The following is a 16,184-nucleotide window of genomic DNA, read 5'->3' as shown; positions in this document are numbered from 1 at the left end:
TTTATTAGCGACCATCTTAACTGTATCTGTGGTGTCTAACGACTCTTGAACGACTTTTATTTTAAATTCGAGGGAATATCTACGCTGTGACTTTACTTTCATGATTACTGACTCCAAAAAGGTGTCTACTTTTATGGAGTCAGATCAGTCAGCCGTCAAAAATCGAGAAGTTAGATTTCAGAAGTCAGATATCAGTTGATCGAGAGGGGGGGGGTTATTTTTTATGTAATTAAACAAACAATCTTGTTGTTGAGGAATGTATTTTACTTTGTTCTAACCACTAACCACTAACCACTAACCACTAACCACTCGCAACTTTTTACTAACTCCCCCATCTGTACTATCTTTTCTAAATCCAACTTGCAGGAGAGTAAGATGTATTTAGTTAGACTGATTTACACAAGTGAAATTAGCGATGGGTTTGGGCCTAATGATATTGAGGATATTCTCGAAAAGGCGAAAAAGAAAAATGCTGAATGTAATGTAACAGGGCTACTTTGTTTTAATAGTACTCATTTTATGCAGTGTCTTGAAGGATCGCGAAAAGCAGTGAATGCAACGTATCATCGTATTTTGAATGATAAAAGGCATCGCAACATTATCATGCTGAACTATTGCGAAATTGCAGAGCGGGAATTCGAAAAATGGTCGATGGGGTACATACCATATTCAAAATTAACAACGCCATTAAATATTAAATACTCAGGTACTAGCGATTTTAATCCATTAGCAATGTCAGCAGGAAGTGCTCACAAATTGATGCTTGCTTTGCGAGACTCCATGCTGGATAAAGTTATTTAATATTAGCCCGTACCTTTAAAGCGAGATTTGCTCTCCTTCGTTCATTATATAAACCGGAACTTGGCTGTTCATCTGCTTTTGCATATTTAACAACCTAAGTAATGCCGAATGACTTGAATGGTCACCCATTTGCCAGCTTGAGTTGCCGTAACCCCATGGGATCATCACTTTACAGCTTAACTCTTCCGCCGCGTTTAATGCATCTTCAGGTGTAGTATGAACATAACGATACCACTTACCATCTTCTTCATGGTAGTAGGAAGCAATTGGCATTAAGCACACATCAATCTCGCCGTATTTTTGCTTAATATCTTGAAAGTGTTTTGAGTAACCGGTATCACCAGCAAAAAACAAGGTCTTACCATTTTGCTCAAGTAACCAACCATTCCATAAGTCTTTATTGTGATCGTCGTAAATAAAGGGAACCATAATGCGACTACTAAAGTGATGGGCCGGCACCGAATGAATCGTTAGGTCATTAATTTGTGTACTTGCATACCACGCCATCTCTGAAATATTAAAGCCACCAGTCGGAAAATTATCTGCAAAGCCTAGTGGCACTAAATAGCGGGGAGCATTACCAATTTCTTCGATATCTGCTTTATTAAAATGGTCATAGTGAATGTGTGAGTACATTACCGCGTTTAAACCTTCGAGCTCTGACTTAGTAGGCCAAAATCCGGGCTTACGATAACTGCCACCAGCAAGTTTAAAGGCCAAGTCTACGGGTGAGTCAAACTGATCTTTAACAGGGTCAAACAACAGTTGTTCACCATTTGGTGATTGAATATAAAAGCCTGCATGACCTAACCAACGGACTATAAACCCTGTATTTGTTGCTGGAACTATTTGTTCTGCTTGATATTGGCACTGAGAATTGCTGTCATCACATATAAGTAGCTCTGATGGTTCATAGCAATTGTCTGTACAGGTTGTTGGGTATTCTTTATCACCCGGATAAAGGTTGTGATAGCGACCTTCGAAGTCACCTTCAGTTTTTAATGGGGTTATAGTGCCTTCACCGGCAATAACATTCACTGTATTTGAGTTGCTACATGCGCTTATAAGTGCTGCTGCAATAAGTGTTGAGAGTGTTTTTAAATACATACTATGCTTACTTTTTATTCTTTGCCGTGAGTTTAGCAAAATAAAAATTAAGATAAATCATTAAAAAGTAACAAGAGGTTACACAAAAAAGCCTACGTTTAAGTAGGCTTAGATATTAATAGCTTGAGCTGATTAGCCCGCTTTATTCATTTGCTCAATGAACTTATTCGAGTCTTCAATTGATTTGTTCATATCGTCCATTAACACTTTAATATCCCGTTTAAGATTTGTGAACTCACCTTTGATAGCTGTAACAGCCTGTGCGTTTAGGTTATGTTTTAAGTACAAAACATTGTCATGTAAAGATGATAACACCGGCTCCATTTTGCTTTCTGCACTGCGCATTGAGCGAAGTAGTTGATCAAACTGGCGCTTAGTTGCATTGAGCTTTTTGCTGCTTTCACGTTTTAGTGAGGCGCTTTTGTATTGTTCTAGCTCGTCGGCCCATTCATCAAACAGTGCCTCAGCTACATCTTCTACTTTATTGATATTGTTTGTAACGTCGTTCGCTGCAGCTAAGCTCGACTCGTAATCATCATTCAGTTGATTGTAGGCATCTTGTAGCTCACCACCATCAAAGTTGATCAGCGTGGTTAATCTGTCTAGTGCTGATTGAAACTCTTCTTGTGACTCTTGCTGTGCTTCTTTTGTTTCTTCTACGCGGTCCACTAAAATGTCGCGTTTATGTACACCGACAGACTCCATGGCTGAGTAATAAGCTGACTGGCAGCCCGATAATGCCATTGTAACTGCAAATAGTGGTGCACTTAAAAGTGTCAGTTTTTTCATTGAGAATCCTTTTTAGGTACCTGTCATTTCAAATTATGTGGTGGATTGCTATGATTATCAAAACATTTTAGCAGAAATTAGATTCTATGGACGAGAAGCTCAGTCGGTATAAGCTGCAAATAAGCATTTTCTTAAAACAACAACCTGCTTGGTGGATGCAGTATCTCAATCGTTGTATTGACGATCAAATCACAGTCAATGCGGGTTATTTGGCTTATGTAACCTTATTATCAATCGTGCCTTTAGTGGCGGTTGGTGTGGCTATTTTTTCTGCTTTTCCAGGATTCGAAAGCACGTTAGTGACCATAGAAAACTTCTTGTTTACTAATCTTGTGCCGACCTCTACAGATGTAATTAAAGAGCATATCAGCGCTTTTGCCGGTAATGCGAATAAAATGACTGCCGTTGGTGTGGGTTTTTTAGCGGCGGTATCTTTGTTACTTATTCGCAATGTCGATGCTACATTAAATCGAATTTGGCGTATTAAGAAAAAGCGTCCAATGATGATTTCGTTTGCCGTTTATTGGATGGTGCTTAGTCTAGGCCCTGTATTATTAGGGGCTAGTATTGGTGTTACTTCATACATCGTGTCGTTAGTGTCGTTTGCCGATCAAGGTATCCCCGGCTTTAGCGGCTTTTTATTGAAGTTATTACCTTACATAATTTCAATGATTGGCTTCATTATGCTCTATACTTTAGTTCCTAACACACGAGTTCCATTTAGAGCGGCAATTCCGGGCGCTTTGTTTGCAGCTATGTTGTTTGAGCTGACAAAAAAAGGCTTTGCTTTGTACATCAGCCACTTCCCATCATACGAAGTTATTTATGGGGCGTTGGCGACAATCCCTATTTTATTTGTATGGGTGTATTTGTCGTGGATTGTCGTATTACTCGGTGCAGAATTTACTGTATGTATCAGCCCTGAGAATATCGAGGACACGCCTGATATAGAGGTTTAAATTCACTGCACCTAAGGAGAGCGAGGTGCAGTTACATCCACAATATGTTGCCAACCGTGATTATCACTTAAGTGTTGGCGATGGTCATCAAATCCATGTGCAAGAATATGGTGCGTCTACAGGGATTGCTGTGGTGTTATGCCATGGCGGTCCTGGTGCGGGTCTATGCCCTGAAAATTGCCGCTTTTTCGACTTAGAACGTTTTCGAGTGATCATGTTCAGTCAGCGCGGTTGCGGTCACTCAACACCCCATGATAGTTCAACCAATACCACCTCAGAATTAGTTGCCGATCTCGAGTATTTACGCCAGCAACTGGGTATTGAAAAGTGGCTGGTGTGTGGTGAGTCATGGGGTGCCACTTTGGCACTTGTCTATGCTATTCATCACCAAGAGCATGTTGCAGGGCTTATTTTACGGGCTAGCTTTTTAGCATGTAACAGTGACTTCGAGTGGCTTTACACAACAAAAGGAGCCGGCGCGCATTTTTACCCTGAGTGCTTTAATGAATTTGCACATGATTACACTGATTGGCGTGCCTTACTCGACTTTTATCAGCAGCAACTAAACAATGATGATCAAATTAAAGCCAGTAAATTTGCCAAGTTATGGTGTCATTGGGAGCAGGTGCTATGTCATGGTGAGCCTTTGACAAACTGGAGTTTACAGGAGCCCCATGTCGGGTTAAATCAAGCAAAGTTAATGGTGCATTACTTTCGTCATCGCTGTTTCATTGAAGAAGGCTTTATCGCAGAAAATGCACATTTACTGACTCATTTACCGATTTGGTTTATTCATGGCCGCGCCGATTTGATCTGTCGATATAGTGCCGTACAGCAGCTTGCTGAACAGTTAAATGCACAATTATTGATTTTAGATGGCATTGGGCACAGCAGCGATAATCAGGTATATTTGGCGGCAATGCGACGTGCCGCAGATTTAATGTATATCAAGTTATCGAGGGATCAATGCAAGGCTTAATTCAAAGAGTAAAACAGGCAAAAGTAGAAGTGGCAGGCGAAGTAGTGGGTGAAATTTCACAAGGTATTTTGCTGCTATTAGGTGTTGAAAAACAGGATACCGAGCAAAGCGCCCAGAAGCTTTTACACAAAGTCAGCAATTACCGCATTTTTACCGATGAACAAGGAAAGATGAACTTAAGTTTGAATGATATCAAAGGTGAGCTTTTAGTGGTTTCGCAGTTTACCTTAGCAGCCGACACTAAAAAGGGTATGCGTCCAAGCTTTTCAAGTGCTGGCACGCCAGAGCAAGCCAATACGCTCTATGAGTATTTTATTGCAGAGGCTAAAAAAGCAGGCTTAACAGTGGCTACAGGGCAATTTGGTGCTGATATGCAAGTAAGCCTATGTAACGATGGTCCAGTTACTTTTAATTTATCTATTTAACAGACAACTACTTTTTGATCATCACGATATGATTCACGTAGTCGGGGATTTTTACAATGCTTGGGCGCTTGCCAAACTCGGTGATTAGCAGGTGCTCAAGTTGCTTTAGTTGCGATGGGTGATTGGATAAAAAATTAATGAACAACAAGCCATCTTTTGCCATCGCTGCTCTTAGTTTGGTGTAAAACAGGTGCTTGTATAAAAATAATGGTGCATCTACCTCACTGAATAAATCTAAGATGATCCAATTGTATTCGTTGTTTTGCTCTAATACTTGCTGCGCATCAAAACAGTGCAGGTTACTGGCATGGTCGCCACCAAAGTAACGTTTATAGCAGTGAATTATGTCGGGGTTTTTATCAACCGATGTCAGTTGGCTATCAGGGTAGGTGTGCTGTAAGTAGTTACGAATAGCACCACCACCTAGGCCTAATTCTAAAATATTTTTCGGTTCCTCTAAGTCTTGCCAAAGCTTTGCAAGGTATTGTAAATGAGGGAAAAGTAATCTGGCAGGTCGGCGTTTTTCAATGACCGATTGCAGGGTTTCGTTGATCAGTAACCAGCGTAATTGGTTAAGTTGCCTAACTTGAATACTGTAATTGCCTTGTTTATGCCAATAAATGAGCTGCCCTAATCGGTGACAGTCCTCAATAAAACTATGTTTTACTGCGCCACTGGGTTCAAGAAAATGTTCCATATTTCGGGCCTTTAGCGTGTTATTATAATAATTAGACAATTATTTCAGCATAGACCAGTAAGCATAAAGTGCAATTGTGCATTAGTTTTTACAGCCATGAATAATAATTTAGGCTGGGTCACCAAAGTATTATTCCAACTTGATAGAAGATCGCGTATCGTAATTCGCATTGCAAAGGCCACGACAGAAAAACAACAGACCCGTGGCTGAATTATCACAGGAGTTTTTATGTTTAAAGTGACCACCCCGCAAAGCAGCGAAGATTGGCAAGCGTACTATTCATTACGTTGGCAGGTTTTAAGAGCACCCTGGGGCGAGCCGCGCGGTTCTGAACAAGATGACTTAGAGCAAGACGCAGAGCACCGCTTTATCAAAAATAATGATGGCGAAGTATTAGGCGTAGCTCGCCTGCATTTCAACAATCATCAGCAAGCGCAAGTTCGTTATATGGCGGTTGCTGAAGGTAATCGTAACCAGCATATTGGTAGCCGTTTATTACATGAATTAGAAAAAATCGCATGGACTCAAGATGCAGATGAACTGGTATTGTTTGCTCGTGAGCGAGCCCTTGATTTCTATAAGCGTCATGGCTACGAATTAAAAGAAAAAGCACACCTTGCCTATGACGATGTACAGCATTGGAAAATGGTAAAACAAAAACCCTCTGAGCCGGGTTGGTTCCGTCATCCAAACTGGACACAAGTACTACAAAATACGTGGCGTGAGTCGATCCCTATCAGTGATGCAATGGGAATAAAAGTAGAAAGCTATACCGATTGGCAGTTTACTACGCGCGCTGATCTAGATGCGAACTTAAATCTTCATAACACTATGTTTGCCGGCTCGATTTATAGTTTAGCGACCTTAACAGGCTGGGGCGCAACTTACCTAGCGCTTAAAGAAGCTGGCCTTGAAGGGAATATCGTGTTAGCAGATGCCAACATTAAATACCTTAAACCACTGAATAACGATCCTCGCGGGAGTGTTGAGTTGGCTGGCTGTAAAGGCAAGTTGGCGGAGCTAGAGGACAATGGCAAAGCAAGCTACCATGTGCCAGTGAATGTATACGATGGTGATGTGCTAGTAGCAGAATTTGAAGGTCACTTCATCGTTAAAAAATAACGAATATTCAGAGCGAGCTAACTAAAGCTCGCTCTTTAAGTTAAAGCAAGTCAGTTAACATAACAATTAAAGTAAGTCAGTTAACAGAATACCCACACCAAAACGTTCAATATCAGCGTTGTAATCAATCAAGCTCTCGCCATAACCATTGAAGTATTGTGCGTAGCCACGTAATCGGCCCCAAAGAGGGAAAGACCAGTCTAGTTGGATTGCGCCGCGGTTATCTGAATTTAAGTTATTACGGGTCATAAAGCTAAACTCATGCTCGTTGTAACGGTATGCACCCGAGAATTCAAAGTAACCCATGTATTTGTAGATATCAGGGTTGTCATCACCTTTAGCTTCTAGTTCATCATCTTTTTTATCTTCAGGAATGCGGTACCAAGGCTTAAAGCTAAATACAAAGCCATCTTTTTCCCATAAGAAGTCAGCATAAATACGGTTCCACGAACGTGAATTAGGCTGGCTGCGGCCATTAGATTGATGTGAAGCACCAATTGCAATCGCCATTTCATCGCCCCAAAGCACATGCTCAGGATCAAGGTAGTTCACCCAGAAGATCTCTGGTTCGTAGTTTGTTTCACGAAACGGTGATGAAATATCTTTGTTATAAAACTGCCAAAACGATTGCATGGTAAATGCAAAAAATACGCCTTGGTCTTTATCTGAGAAGCCTTCGAAGATAGGCACTTTGATTGATAATTGGTATTTTACTTCAAGATTATCAAGTGGCTCGCCATCAGTTTGCTCAGCAAGATCCTTTAAACCATCAAAAGGGCGCTCATTCGGATTAGATACGTAAGAAAGCGGTAAAATATAGTTACGCTTATGTGGGGTGATCACATTACGGTTTTTCTTACTTACTTCTTCACGCGCTTTACGTTTGTCTAAAGCGGTGAGCTTTTTGCTTTCATCTAAATCAGAGCACTTTTTACGAAGTTCTTCGAGTGTTTGCTTGCCGTCACCGCCAATAGCTTCGTTCAAAATACACTGCTTTACGAGTTCTAGTGCATCATCTTGTTCGTTAGTTTGTGGTTGTTCAGTTTGAGCAAATACAGGTACAGAAAATAAGCCAGCGGCTGCCAGCCAAATGCGCCATCCCATTGCAGTTCCCTTTCAGTAGACTTGTAAGTAGGTATAATTATAACGATTTTTACATAAGTAACCGTGAACTTGTACTGAATTGTTGAAATTTTAGGTAAATAGAGAGCCCCAAGCTAAGCTTGGAGCCCTGCTGTAACGGCCTAAGAGCATAAGCCGTTGACTCTCACGCAATGAGAAGGGATGAGCTTATAGCTCAAATACATTGGTAAAAAACTTATAAAGTTCGGTACCTTGATTCACGCTTGCTGAAGCAAAATGCAAAATAGCAATGGCGTCTTTATCAAAACTTAATGTTTGTAGCGGCTGCTCAGAAAGGTAGCGCTCCATTCTTAAAATATGGGCGATAGGCTCACCTGCTTTAATATGGCCGCCCAGTGGGGCAAGGTATTCAACCATGCCACCCATAGGTGCATAGTAAGCTACATAATCTTCAAGCATGCAGGCATAGCGTGTCATCGCTTTTGGATGATACGCAGCATCAACTAATACCTCTTTGTGATTGAGGTAACTTAAAATGCTATTTGCATCTTCATGAGCCGCACTTAAATCGATTTTTTCTTGGCTACCTAGCTCAACGGTGAATGCTTCTACTTGAACAGCAAATTCACGGCCTTGTTTGCCAAGCTCTTCAGACAGTGACCACCATGGACAGAAACTCGCTTCATCCATCGCGCCATCAAAATCACTTGGGATCAATAACACATGTTCGATGTTGAAGTAGCTCGCGCTGTCTTTGGCGTATTCAGGGCAATATAAGTGCTGACTTGAGATAGGCCCAGTGTGAAGGTCTAAAACAATATCTGCCTGATGGGCAAGCTTTTGCAAGTTAAGGGCAATACGCTTACCCGTTGTTAGGCTGTAATCAGGGCCCGTTAATTGACTATCGATGTCAGCAACGAGTGCCTGTTTAAACGCCGCTTTAAGGGTCGCATCATCACAGTCTTTATGCTGTTCAGCAATCTGTGACGGTAACGCTTTATTAAAGCGGTACATGCGGTTCCAGTTGGTGCCCGTAATTGGATCGAAGCGACCTAAAGTAAACTCACCTGATTTTTGATTGCAACCAATAGGGTTGGCATAAGGCACTAGGGTAATATCGCCACGCAGCTTGAGTGATTTTAGCTGCTCAAGCAATTGATAAATTACTGCATTACCTTGTACTTCAGCGCCGTGCATATTGGCTTGTATATACACGTTTGGGCCTGTGCCATCCCCTTTTAAGCGATACACTGGGATTGTCAGAGGTAGGCCGTTGGCAATCTCGCCAACCACAATATTCTCTTGGCTGATTAATTCTTTACTCATGGCGATTACCTTAAATAATAACTGGCATCTTCAGCGCTACGAATGCACTCAATATTGCCTTGTTCAAGGATGTATTCAGCGGCTAATTCGTGGCATAAAAAGTACGGCATACTTTCGGTAAAGCCATACGCGCCACATTGGCTGAATACCAACCAGTCTTGCTCATTTAAATCGCTCGCTAATTGGTGTTCACCTAAGCAATCAAGGGCGGTGCAAAGTGGGCCGTATAAAGTCATTGCCGCAGGCTCAGCCGTCGATTCGCGAAGTAAGGCCGCAGGGAAATCTTGGCTTGTCACAGCTGGGCGAAGTAAATGGTTAATACCGCCTGATAAAATCACCTGCTGTTGATTGTAATTTACTTTACGCTCAACAACTGGCGTTGCGTAATGGCCGCATTCGCCCACCGCATAGCGGCCAAGTTCCATCCAAAGCTCTTTGACACCGGCATCTGCTTTAATGCTAGCCAAAGTCTCAATAAGTGCAGACCAATCGAGTCGGTTAGCATTTTGAGTATAAGGAATGCCTAAGCCACCCCCTAAGTCGAGAATATTAAGGTTAATGTTTAATGAGCGTGCTAGCTGTTGCAGTGGCGCAATCATCGCGCGCCATAGCTCGGCGAGCTTGTCAGTGCTCAGCATATTGCCCCATTGGAAAATATGCAGACCATCAAAGCTAAGAGCTGGGTAATCACTTGCAGTGAGTGCTTGCCACTCATCGCAGCCCAAACCAAAAGGAGTAAGGTTATCGCCGCCAAGTGGATTCTTTTCGCTGTCTGGCCAACGAAGTTGAACACGCAATAGAACTTGCAGCTGACAATTTGCTTTTGTTGCTTGTTCGTTTAACCAGCGCACTTGGTTAATGCTCTCGGCGACAAAAGTACGTACGCCGCGAGCAATAAAATGTGAAATTTGTTTAGGGCTCTTTGCAGGCCCAGTGTTGAGCACGCGCTCGCTATCGATGCCTTGGGCAAGTACTTGCTCAAGTTCACCTTTACTTGCAACATCAAAGTTAAATCCTGCGCTGTCTAAACATTGAATAATGCGAGACAACGGGTTGGCCTTAACGGCATACCAAAGTTTCACATCGGTTTGCGCAGTCAGTTGATTTAAATGTGCAGTTAATTTATCTAAATCATAGATAAAAAATGGCGTATCAAGATGCGTTGAAACTTGCTCAACCGCTTGCTTGATGGGCGTGCTCAAAAAGCTCATTAACGTAAAACCTCTTCTAACAGTAATGATGCATCGCTTTGTTCATCACGGTATTTCACGATCAATGCACACGACATGCTAAGACCTTGTTCACGAGCCCATGCATTTGAAGCTGGGCGAGAGCCTGGGATCACAATCGCGTTTTCTGGGATGGCTTCACCTTTGTCTAGCTGGCGTTCGTTAACGCAATCGTAGACAGGAATAGTTGCAGATAAGCGTACACCTGGCGCAAGTACAGCACCTTTTTTCACAACCACACCTTCAACAATAACGCAGCCTGCACCGATGAATGCGTCATCTTCAATAACCACAGGGCTGGCACCAATTGGCTCAAGCACACCACCTAATTGTACTGCTGCACTTAGATGAACATTTTTACCCACTTGTGCGCATGAACCCACTAATGCGTGGCTGTCGACCATCGTGCCTTCGTCGATGAACGCGCCAATATTTACATATGCTGGTGGCATGATAATGGTGCCTTTAGCAACGTGTGCGCCACGACGAACACTGCTACCACCTGGTACCATACGCACGCCAGCATCGGCTGCAAAGCCTTGTGGAGCTAAGTTGTGCTTATCAACAAAACCACCCGGGAACTCAGTGTTTGTGCCATTTTTAAAGGCTTCTAAAATGCCTTGTTTAACTTCAACATTGGCGTGCCAGTTGCCGTTCTCGTCTTGTGTTGCCGCGCGAACTGCGCCTGATTCTAAGTTGTTTAATAATTCTAACCAGCTCATGATAAAACCTGTTTTTAGTTCCAAGATAAAATTGTGTTGTTTGCGTGGGTGATGCTGTCTGTTTGCTCAAGCTCTAAATGCGTAAGCGGCGGACGTAAATGCGGGGTATTTATTTTACCTTGCAGGTGCATCAGTACTTTTACGGGGATTGGATTTGCCACAGCGAATAAACTTTGAATCGCTTGCGACCAATCGGTGAATAGATTTGGGTATTGACCACTTAAACTGCGTTTAACAAACTCATGGGTTTGACTCGGCCAAGCATTCGCGGCAACCGAAACTAAACCTTTTGCTCCTGCTTGAGCAAAATACGGCATAAGAGCATCATCGCCACTAAATATGGCCAGTGTTGGCGATGCCGTTCTAAAGCCTTCAAATTTGCTAATGTCGCCACTGGCTTCTTTTAAAGCCCAAAGATTTTTGTGGTCAGCAAGGTTTTTGATCACCTGCGGTGAAATCTCAACTGCACTGCGTCCAGGTACGTTATACAGCATACATGGGTGATTACTTGCATCAAGAAGGCTTTCAAACCAATGTGTTTGGCCAACTACCCCAGGTTTTGCATACAGAGGTGAGCCCAATAGATAGCCATGAATAGGTAGTTGGTTGCAGTATTCAACCCAAGCAACTTGTTGCTTGAGGTTCATGCCGCCCACAGCAACCATGAGTGGTACACTCGGTGCTAATTGGCAAACATGCTCAACGATGGCTTGTTGCTCTTTGAGTGAAAGCGCCAGTCCTTCACCGGTACTGCCAAGTAATAAAATGCCGTTATTTGCATCTTGCTGCTCAGCGACCAGTTGTTCAAGGGCCGTGTAATCGACCTCGCCAGATTCAGAAAATGGCGTGACAAGCGCTGTCCATAATGGATAGTCGTTTAAATCAAAATTGTTGATCATCTCTCACGAACTTATAAGGTATTCGAAGAGTTTATGCGGGAACATTTGAATGGAGCCGCATGTCGTCGTTCGAACAAGGTATAATTCGAAGAGCGAATGGGCTTAAAATAATAAAGACGCGACGGCCTTATTATACTAAGACCAGAAGCTCTCCACCAAACTAATCAATAGCACTTTGCTATTGTTGGTGACAGTCGCTGGGATTCAGCCCAGTCGCCCGAAATAAGCACCTCACAAACGGTGTTACTTCTCGGCGTTAATTCCCCTCACGTATGATCAACAGAGTCTGTGCTCTTCCCATACGCTACCTGAATAACGCACCTCTTCCAGCCCTTTATGCTCGCTTTAAAGGTTAAAGCCAACATACTTAAATAGGGTATTTGCAGCGATTAAAGCATTTTAGCCGTCTAGGTGTCAAGGCGAGGAATTTGTTTTTTAGTGACCGAATTTGCAACATGGTTACGTATAACCGTGTTTTTACGTACACTTAGCGCTAACCAAATCAATTGGAAAAATGATGGAAAAATTTAACGATATTTATCAACGAGCCGTATCTCGAAAGGGCAGTGAAGAAATGCTGCAAGCACTGTTATCAAACCCGCTCGACGATGCTGATATTGCTAAAATGCATGACGATTTATGGTTAGAAGAGTTCACGCGTAAAGTCTTTCAAAGCGGTTTTTATTGGTCTGTTATCAATAATAAATGGGCTGGTTTTCGTGATGTGTTTTGGGATTTCAGTGTAGAAAAATTGTTGATGATGCCGCCAGATATGCTCGAGCAAAAAGCCAGTGATGAGCGAATTGTTCGTAATTTTAAAAAAGTACAAACGATCCCAGAAAATGCGTACATGATCCACGAAGTTGCTGAGAAGCATGGCAGCTTTAGCCAATTTATTGCAGATTGGCCTACTGACAATATTATTGGTTTGTGGGCTTATCTTAAAAAGCATGGTGCGCGTTTAGGGGGAAATACTGGCCCATACGCTTTACGAGCGCTTGGTAAAGATACTTTTTTACTTTCTCGGGATGTAGAAGCCTATTTGCGTGCCCATGAGTTGATAGATGGCGGCTTACAAACTAAAAAGTCACTGCAAGCAGCGCAAGATTTTTTCAACGAATTACAACAGCAAAGCGGTTACAGCCTGCAGGCACTAAGCCAACTAGTGGCCTATGGTGTAGGCGATAATCGTGTGGGTGTCGCAACACGTTAAGGACAGTTATGAAACTGCAAACTCGATACACAGATATTAGTGAACTACTTGCTATCAAGGATATGCCGAGCGCCGTTGCCGAGCCGCAATTACTGCTATTTAATGACAAGCTAGCTGATAATTTCGCAATTAAACACGACAGCGAATTTTTAGCTAAATTGCTATCTGGTTCAACGATAGATAACGACGTTGCGCCGGTTGCTCTTGGTTACTCAGGTCATCAATTTGGTCATTTTTCACCGCGTCTTGGTGATGGTAGAGCGCATTTACTTGGGGCTATTGCAGATAAAGATGGCACATTGTGGGACTTGCAGCTAAAAGGCGCTGGAGCAACAGTGTTCTCGCGCGGTGGTGATGGTCGCTGTGCCATTGGTCCAGCTGTTCGAGAGTACATTATGAGTGAGGCACTTCATGCGCTTGGCATCGCAACTACGCGCTGTTTAGCTGTGGTTACAACTGGCGAAACGGTATATCGTCAGCCACCACGCCCGGGGGCAGTTGTTACTCGCCTAGCTAAAAGTCACATCCGTGTTGGTTCATTTCAATACTTAGCTACACAAGGTGATATAGAAGGGCTAGAGAAGCTCGTTGATTACGCAATTAATTGTCATTTTCCTGACATTAACAGTACGGGTGAGCAGCGTTATATTGAGTTTTTAACTGCTGTACTCGATAAGCAAATAGAGCTGGTTATCAGTTGGATGCGAATTGGCTTTATACACGGTGTGATGAACACAGATAATACCTTGATTAGTGGTGAAACCATTGACTATGGCCCTTGTGCGATGATGAATCAGTTTGACCTAGACACGGTATTTAGTTCGATTGACCATCAAGGGCGTTATGCATTTGGAAATCAACCGAATATTGCTAATTGGAATATTGCACGCTTGGCTGAAAGCTTAATTCCGTTATTTGCTGATCAAGAGAGTGCCGTCGAACAACTCTCACCGGTTGTAAATGGCTTTGCAGCTAAATTTAATGATGCATTTAATACTATGTGGCAGCAGAAATTAGGATTAGCAGGTCAGCACGAAGGCGATCATGCTTTAGTTTCAGAGTTGCTAGGTTTAATGAAGCAACATCAGCTCGATTATACTAATACTTTCAATGCTCTGACTGAATCTTTACTTGCGGATTTTGCAATTCCAACTAGTTTAAAAGAGTGGCATAAAAAGTGGAACGTGAGGACTTCGTCTAAAAGTTATGAAACTATGCGCGCTGTTAATCCTGCAGTCATTCCACGTAATCATACTATTGAAATGATCCTAGCGGAATACGAAGCATCGGGAGAAAGTTCATTAAAAGACGCCTTTTTAGAAGCATTTAACGATCCATATGTTTACGATGAGCGTCAATTTGAATGGCTTCAGGCCCCAAAAGATTATGATAAAAATTATCAAACTTTTTGTGGGACCTAGTCATTTAAATTAACTAGGAAAATTCCTATTTATTGAATTTAACTGTATGCTGATTGAGCGCTCTAATAGGCGGTGGTATTATAGATTTTAGGCTAATCTATTGCTTTAAAAGATGATCTCATACGGTATTCGAAGCTGGTTTGGTCATACATTTAATCGCTTATCTACGAAATTAGGCTAGGCTATTATTAGCACCTTAATAGTTATGGATTAATTAATAAGTTGAATGTCAATGCAAAGTAACTAATCGTTTTTTGTATTGTTAAAGTTTTGATTACTCAAAAAATACGAGCTCTTACGAGCTTTATTATGAAAATGGGAAGGAAACAATGAAACTGAAATCACTGACTATAGCTTTGGCACTTGCTGCAACTAGTGCTTCAACATTTGCTGCTGAGAAACAAGGTTTTTATATCGGCGCATTTGGCGATTACTATGATAATTCATGGGAAAATGTTCGCGATTACGCACCAGGCGGCCTTGATGTTGATGATTCAACAGGCTGGGGTTTAGAGCTGGGTTATCGCTTTAGCGATTACTGGAGTGCTCGCTTAGAATATGCTGATATGGATTTTGACTGGACCGCTGAACTAAACGATGGCACATCGATGAGCGGTTCTGAAAGTGGTAAGCGTTACGGTATTGATGGTTTATATCACTTCGGTGGTGGCCCATTTTACGGTATTTTTGGTTTGAAAAACCTTGATGCTGTTGATGAGGATTTAATGTTTGCAAACGTTGGTGCTGGCTACCAACACTACTTCACAGATAACTTTGCTTTCAATGCCGAAACTTCTTTGTACCAAGGCCTTGATCGTGGTTACACCGATGTGGGTGCTAAGTTAGGTTTAAGCTATATCTTTGGTAATCAAAGCAGCTCTGCGGCTCCTGTTGAGCCAGCTCCTGTAGTAAGTGGACCTACAGATAGCGATAACGATGGCGTAATGGACGCTGATGACCAATGCGCAAATACACCAATGACTGATGCGGTAGATAGCAAGGGCTGTACTCTTTATGAAGAAAAAGAGGCAACAATCACTTTACTAGTTACTTTCCCGCATGATGTTGCAGAAGTACCAAATAAATACTTCAGCGATATTGCTGATGTTGCAGTATTTATGAAAGAAAACGAAGGCACATCAGTTGTTCTTGAAGGTCATGCATCAGCAGTTGGTGATGCGGATTACAACATGAAGCTTTCTGAAAAACGTGCTAAAGATGTAGCTGAAGAGTTAGTTAAAGACGGTATCTCATCAGATAGAATCTCTACGGTTGGTTATGGTGAAGAACGCCTGAAGAACAAAGCATATACGCTTGAAGCGCATGCAGAAAATCGTCGTGTTGAAGCACAAATTAGTACGGTTGAACGTGTAAAGGTTATGCGTAAGTAATAGATTACTATTAGCTTATTG

At 42.2% G+C, this 16,184-nt stretch carries 16 protein-coding genes and 1 riboswitch; of the genes, 8 read left to right on the top strand and 8 right to left on the bottom strand.

Going from position 1 to position 16,184, the window contains the following annotated elements; all coding sequences use genetic code 11:
* The first annotated feature begins 375 nt into the window (after positions 1–375).
* Positions 376–801 carry a BLUF domain-containing protein gene (locus IRQ78_RS11440; protein ID WP_054552394.1) on the top strand — a complete coding sequence of 142 codons (426 nt, stop codon included), beginning with the start codon at positions 376–378 and terminating at the stop codon, positions 799–801.
* Between the two features lie 15 nt (positions 802–816).
* On the opposite strand, the gene IRQ78_RS11435 is transcribed toward IRQ78_RS11440, so the two are convergent.
* Complete coding sequence (locus IRQ78_RS11435; RefSeq protein WP_194442223.1) at positions 817–1,908, bottom strand: MBL fold metallo-hydrolase; 1,092 nt, start codon at positions 1,906–1,908, stop codon at positions 817–819.
* Between the two features lie 132 nt (positions 1,909–2,040).
* On the bottom strand, positions 2,041–2,697 hold the full coding sequence (locus IRQ78_RS11430) for a DUF2959 domain-containing protein (RefSeq protein ID WP_054552396.1): 657 nt from the start codon (positions 2,695–2,697) through the stop codon (positions 2,041–2,043).
* Positions 2,698–2,783: 86 nt separating this feature from the next.
* Between IRQ78_RS11430 and IRQ78_RS11425 the strand changes: the two genes are divergently transcribed.
* From IRQ78_RS11425 to dtd, 3 genes are read left to right on the top strand one after another with little or no spacing between them, the layout of a single operon-like run.
* A complete protein-coding gene (locus IRQ78_RS11425; protein WP_054552397.1) occupies positions 2,784–3,656 on the top strand; it encodes a virulence factor BrkB family protein in 873 nt (290 codons plus the stop codon).
* A gap of 25 nt (positions 3,657–3,681) precedes the next feature.
* Positions 3,682–4,635, top strand: a complete 954-nt coding sequence (locus IRQ78_RS11420; RefSeq protein ID WP_138602669.1) for an alpha/beta fold hydrolase — start codon at positions 3,682–3,684, stop codon at positions 4,633–4,635.
* Complete coding sequence (dtd, locus tag IRQ78_RS11415) at positions 4,623–5,060, top strand: D-aminoacyl-tRNA deacylase (protein ID WP_194442222.1); 438 nt, start codon at positions 4,623–4,625, stop codon at positions 5,058–5,060. The genes IRQ78_RS11420 and dtd overlap by 13 nt, the downstream gene beginning before the upstream one ends.
* 7 nt (positions 5,061–5,067) lie before the next feature.
* Here dtd and IRQ78_RS11410 read toward each other — a convergent pair whose 3' ends face one another.
* A complete protein-coding gene (locus tag IRQ78_RS11410) occupies positions 5,068–5,757 on the bottom strand; it encodes a spermidine synthase (RefSeq protein WP_194442220.1) in 690 nt (229 codons plus the stop codon).
* A 228-nt stretch (positions 5,758–5,985) separates the two neighbouring features.
* Here IRQ78_RS11410 and IRQ78_RS11405 point away from each other — a divergent pair, with 228 nt between their 5' ends.
* Positions 5,986–6,879 (top strand): bifunctional GNAT family N-acetyltransferase/hotdog fold thioesterase, encoded by an 894-nt coding sequence (locus tag IRQ78_RS11405; RefSeq protein ID WP_054552401.1) that lies wholly within the window; start codon positions 5,986–5,988, stop codon positions 6,877–6,879.
* Positions 6,880–6,945: 66 nt separating this feature from the next.
* Here IRQ78_RS11405 and IRQ78_RS11400 read toward each other — a convergent pair whose 3' ends face one another.
* The 5 genes from IRQ78_RS11400 to dapA all read right to left on the bottom strand — a co-directional run bounded on the left by IRQ78_RS11400 (position 6,946) and on the right by dapA (position 12,138).
* Positions 6,946–7,983: a phospholipase A gene (locus IRQ78_RS11400; RefSeq protein ID WP_194442218.1), complete on the bottom strand. Its 1,038-nt coding sequence runs from the start codon at positions 7,981–7,983 to the stop codon at positions 6,946–6,948.
* Positions 7,984–8,169: 186 nt separating this feature from the next.
* The gene (locus IRQ78_RS11395) at positions 8,170–9,288 is read right to left on the bottom strand and encodes a succinylglutamate desuccinylase/aspartoacylase family protein (RefSeq protein WP_194442216.1); all 1,119 of its coding nucleotides are present in this window, start codon (positions 9,286–9,288) and stop codon (positions 8,170–8,172) included.
* A 5-nt stretch (positions 9,289–9,293) separates the two neighbouring features.
* Positions 9,294–10,499, bottom strand: coding sequence for a PLP-dependent decarboxylase (locus tag IRQ78_RS11390; RefSeq protein WP_194442214.1), 1,206 nt, complete (start codon positions 10,497–10,499; stop codon positions 9,294–9,296).
* Positions 10,499–11,239, bottom strand: coding sequence for a 2,3,4,5-tetrahydropyridine-2,6-dicarboxylate N-succinyltransferase (locus IRQ78_RS11385; RefSeq protein ID WP_054552405.1), 741 nt, complete (start codon positions 11,237–11,239; stop codon positions 10,499–10,501). Before IRQ78_RS11385 ends, IRQ78_RS11390 begins: the two co-directional genes overlap by 1 nt.
* 14 nt (positions 11,240–11,253) lie before the next feature.
* Positions 11,254–12,138, bottom strand: coding sequence for a 4-hydroxy-tetrahydrodipicolinate synthase (gene dapA, locus IRQ78_RS11380; protein WP_138602467.1), 885 nt, complete (start codon positions 12,136–12,138; stop codon positions 11,254–11,256).
* A gap of 137 nt (positions 12,139–12,275) precedes the next feature.
* Positions 12,276–12,472, bottom strand: a riboswitch (Lysine riboswitch).
* Between the two features lie 183 nt (positions 12,473–12,655).
* On the opposite strand from dapA, the gene IRQ78_RS11375 reads away from it, so the two are divergent.
* The 3 genes from IRQ78_RS11375 to IRQ78_RS11365 all read left to right on the top strand — a co-directional run bounded on the left by IRQ78_RS11375 (position 12,656) and on the right by IRQ78_RS11365 (position 16,163).
* Positions 12,656–13,351 (top strand): DNA-3-methyladenine glycosylase I, encoded by a 696-nt coding sequence (locus IRQ78_RS11375; RefSeq protein ID WP_054552407.1) that lies wholly within the window; start codon positions 12,656–12,658, stop codon positions 13,349–13,351.
* 8 nt (positions 13,352–13,359) lie between these two features.
* Positions 13,360–14,772: a protein adenylyltransferase SelO gene (locus tag IRQ78_RS11370; protein ID WP_194442212.1), complete on the top strand. Its 1,413-nt coding sequence runs from the start codon at positions 13,360–13,362 to the stop codon at positions 14,770–14,772.
* Between the two features lie 329 nt (positions 14,773–15,101).
* Positions 15,102–16,163 carry an OmpA family protein gene (locus IRQ78_RS11365; RefSeq protein WP_194442210.1) on the top strand — a complete coding sequence of 354 codons (1,062 nt, stop codon included), beginning with the start codon at positions 15,102–15,104 and terminating at the stop codon, positions 16,161–16,163.
* The last annotated feature ends 21 nt before the right edge of the window (positions 16,164–16,184 follow it).

It is taken from the genome of Pseudoalteromonas simplex (assembly GCF_015278155.1).
GTDB classification, from domain to species: Bacteria; Pseudomonadota; Gammaproteobacteria; order Enterobacterales; family Alteromonadaceae; genus Pseudoalteromonas; species Pseudoalteromonas simplex.
Note: the sequence above shows the minus strand (reverse complement) of the source record. Positions and strands in the feature narration are given on the sequence as shown.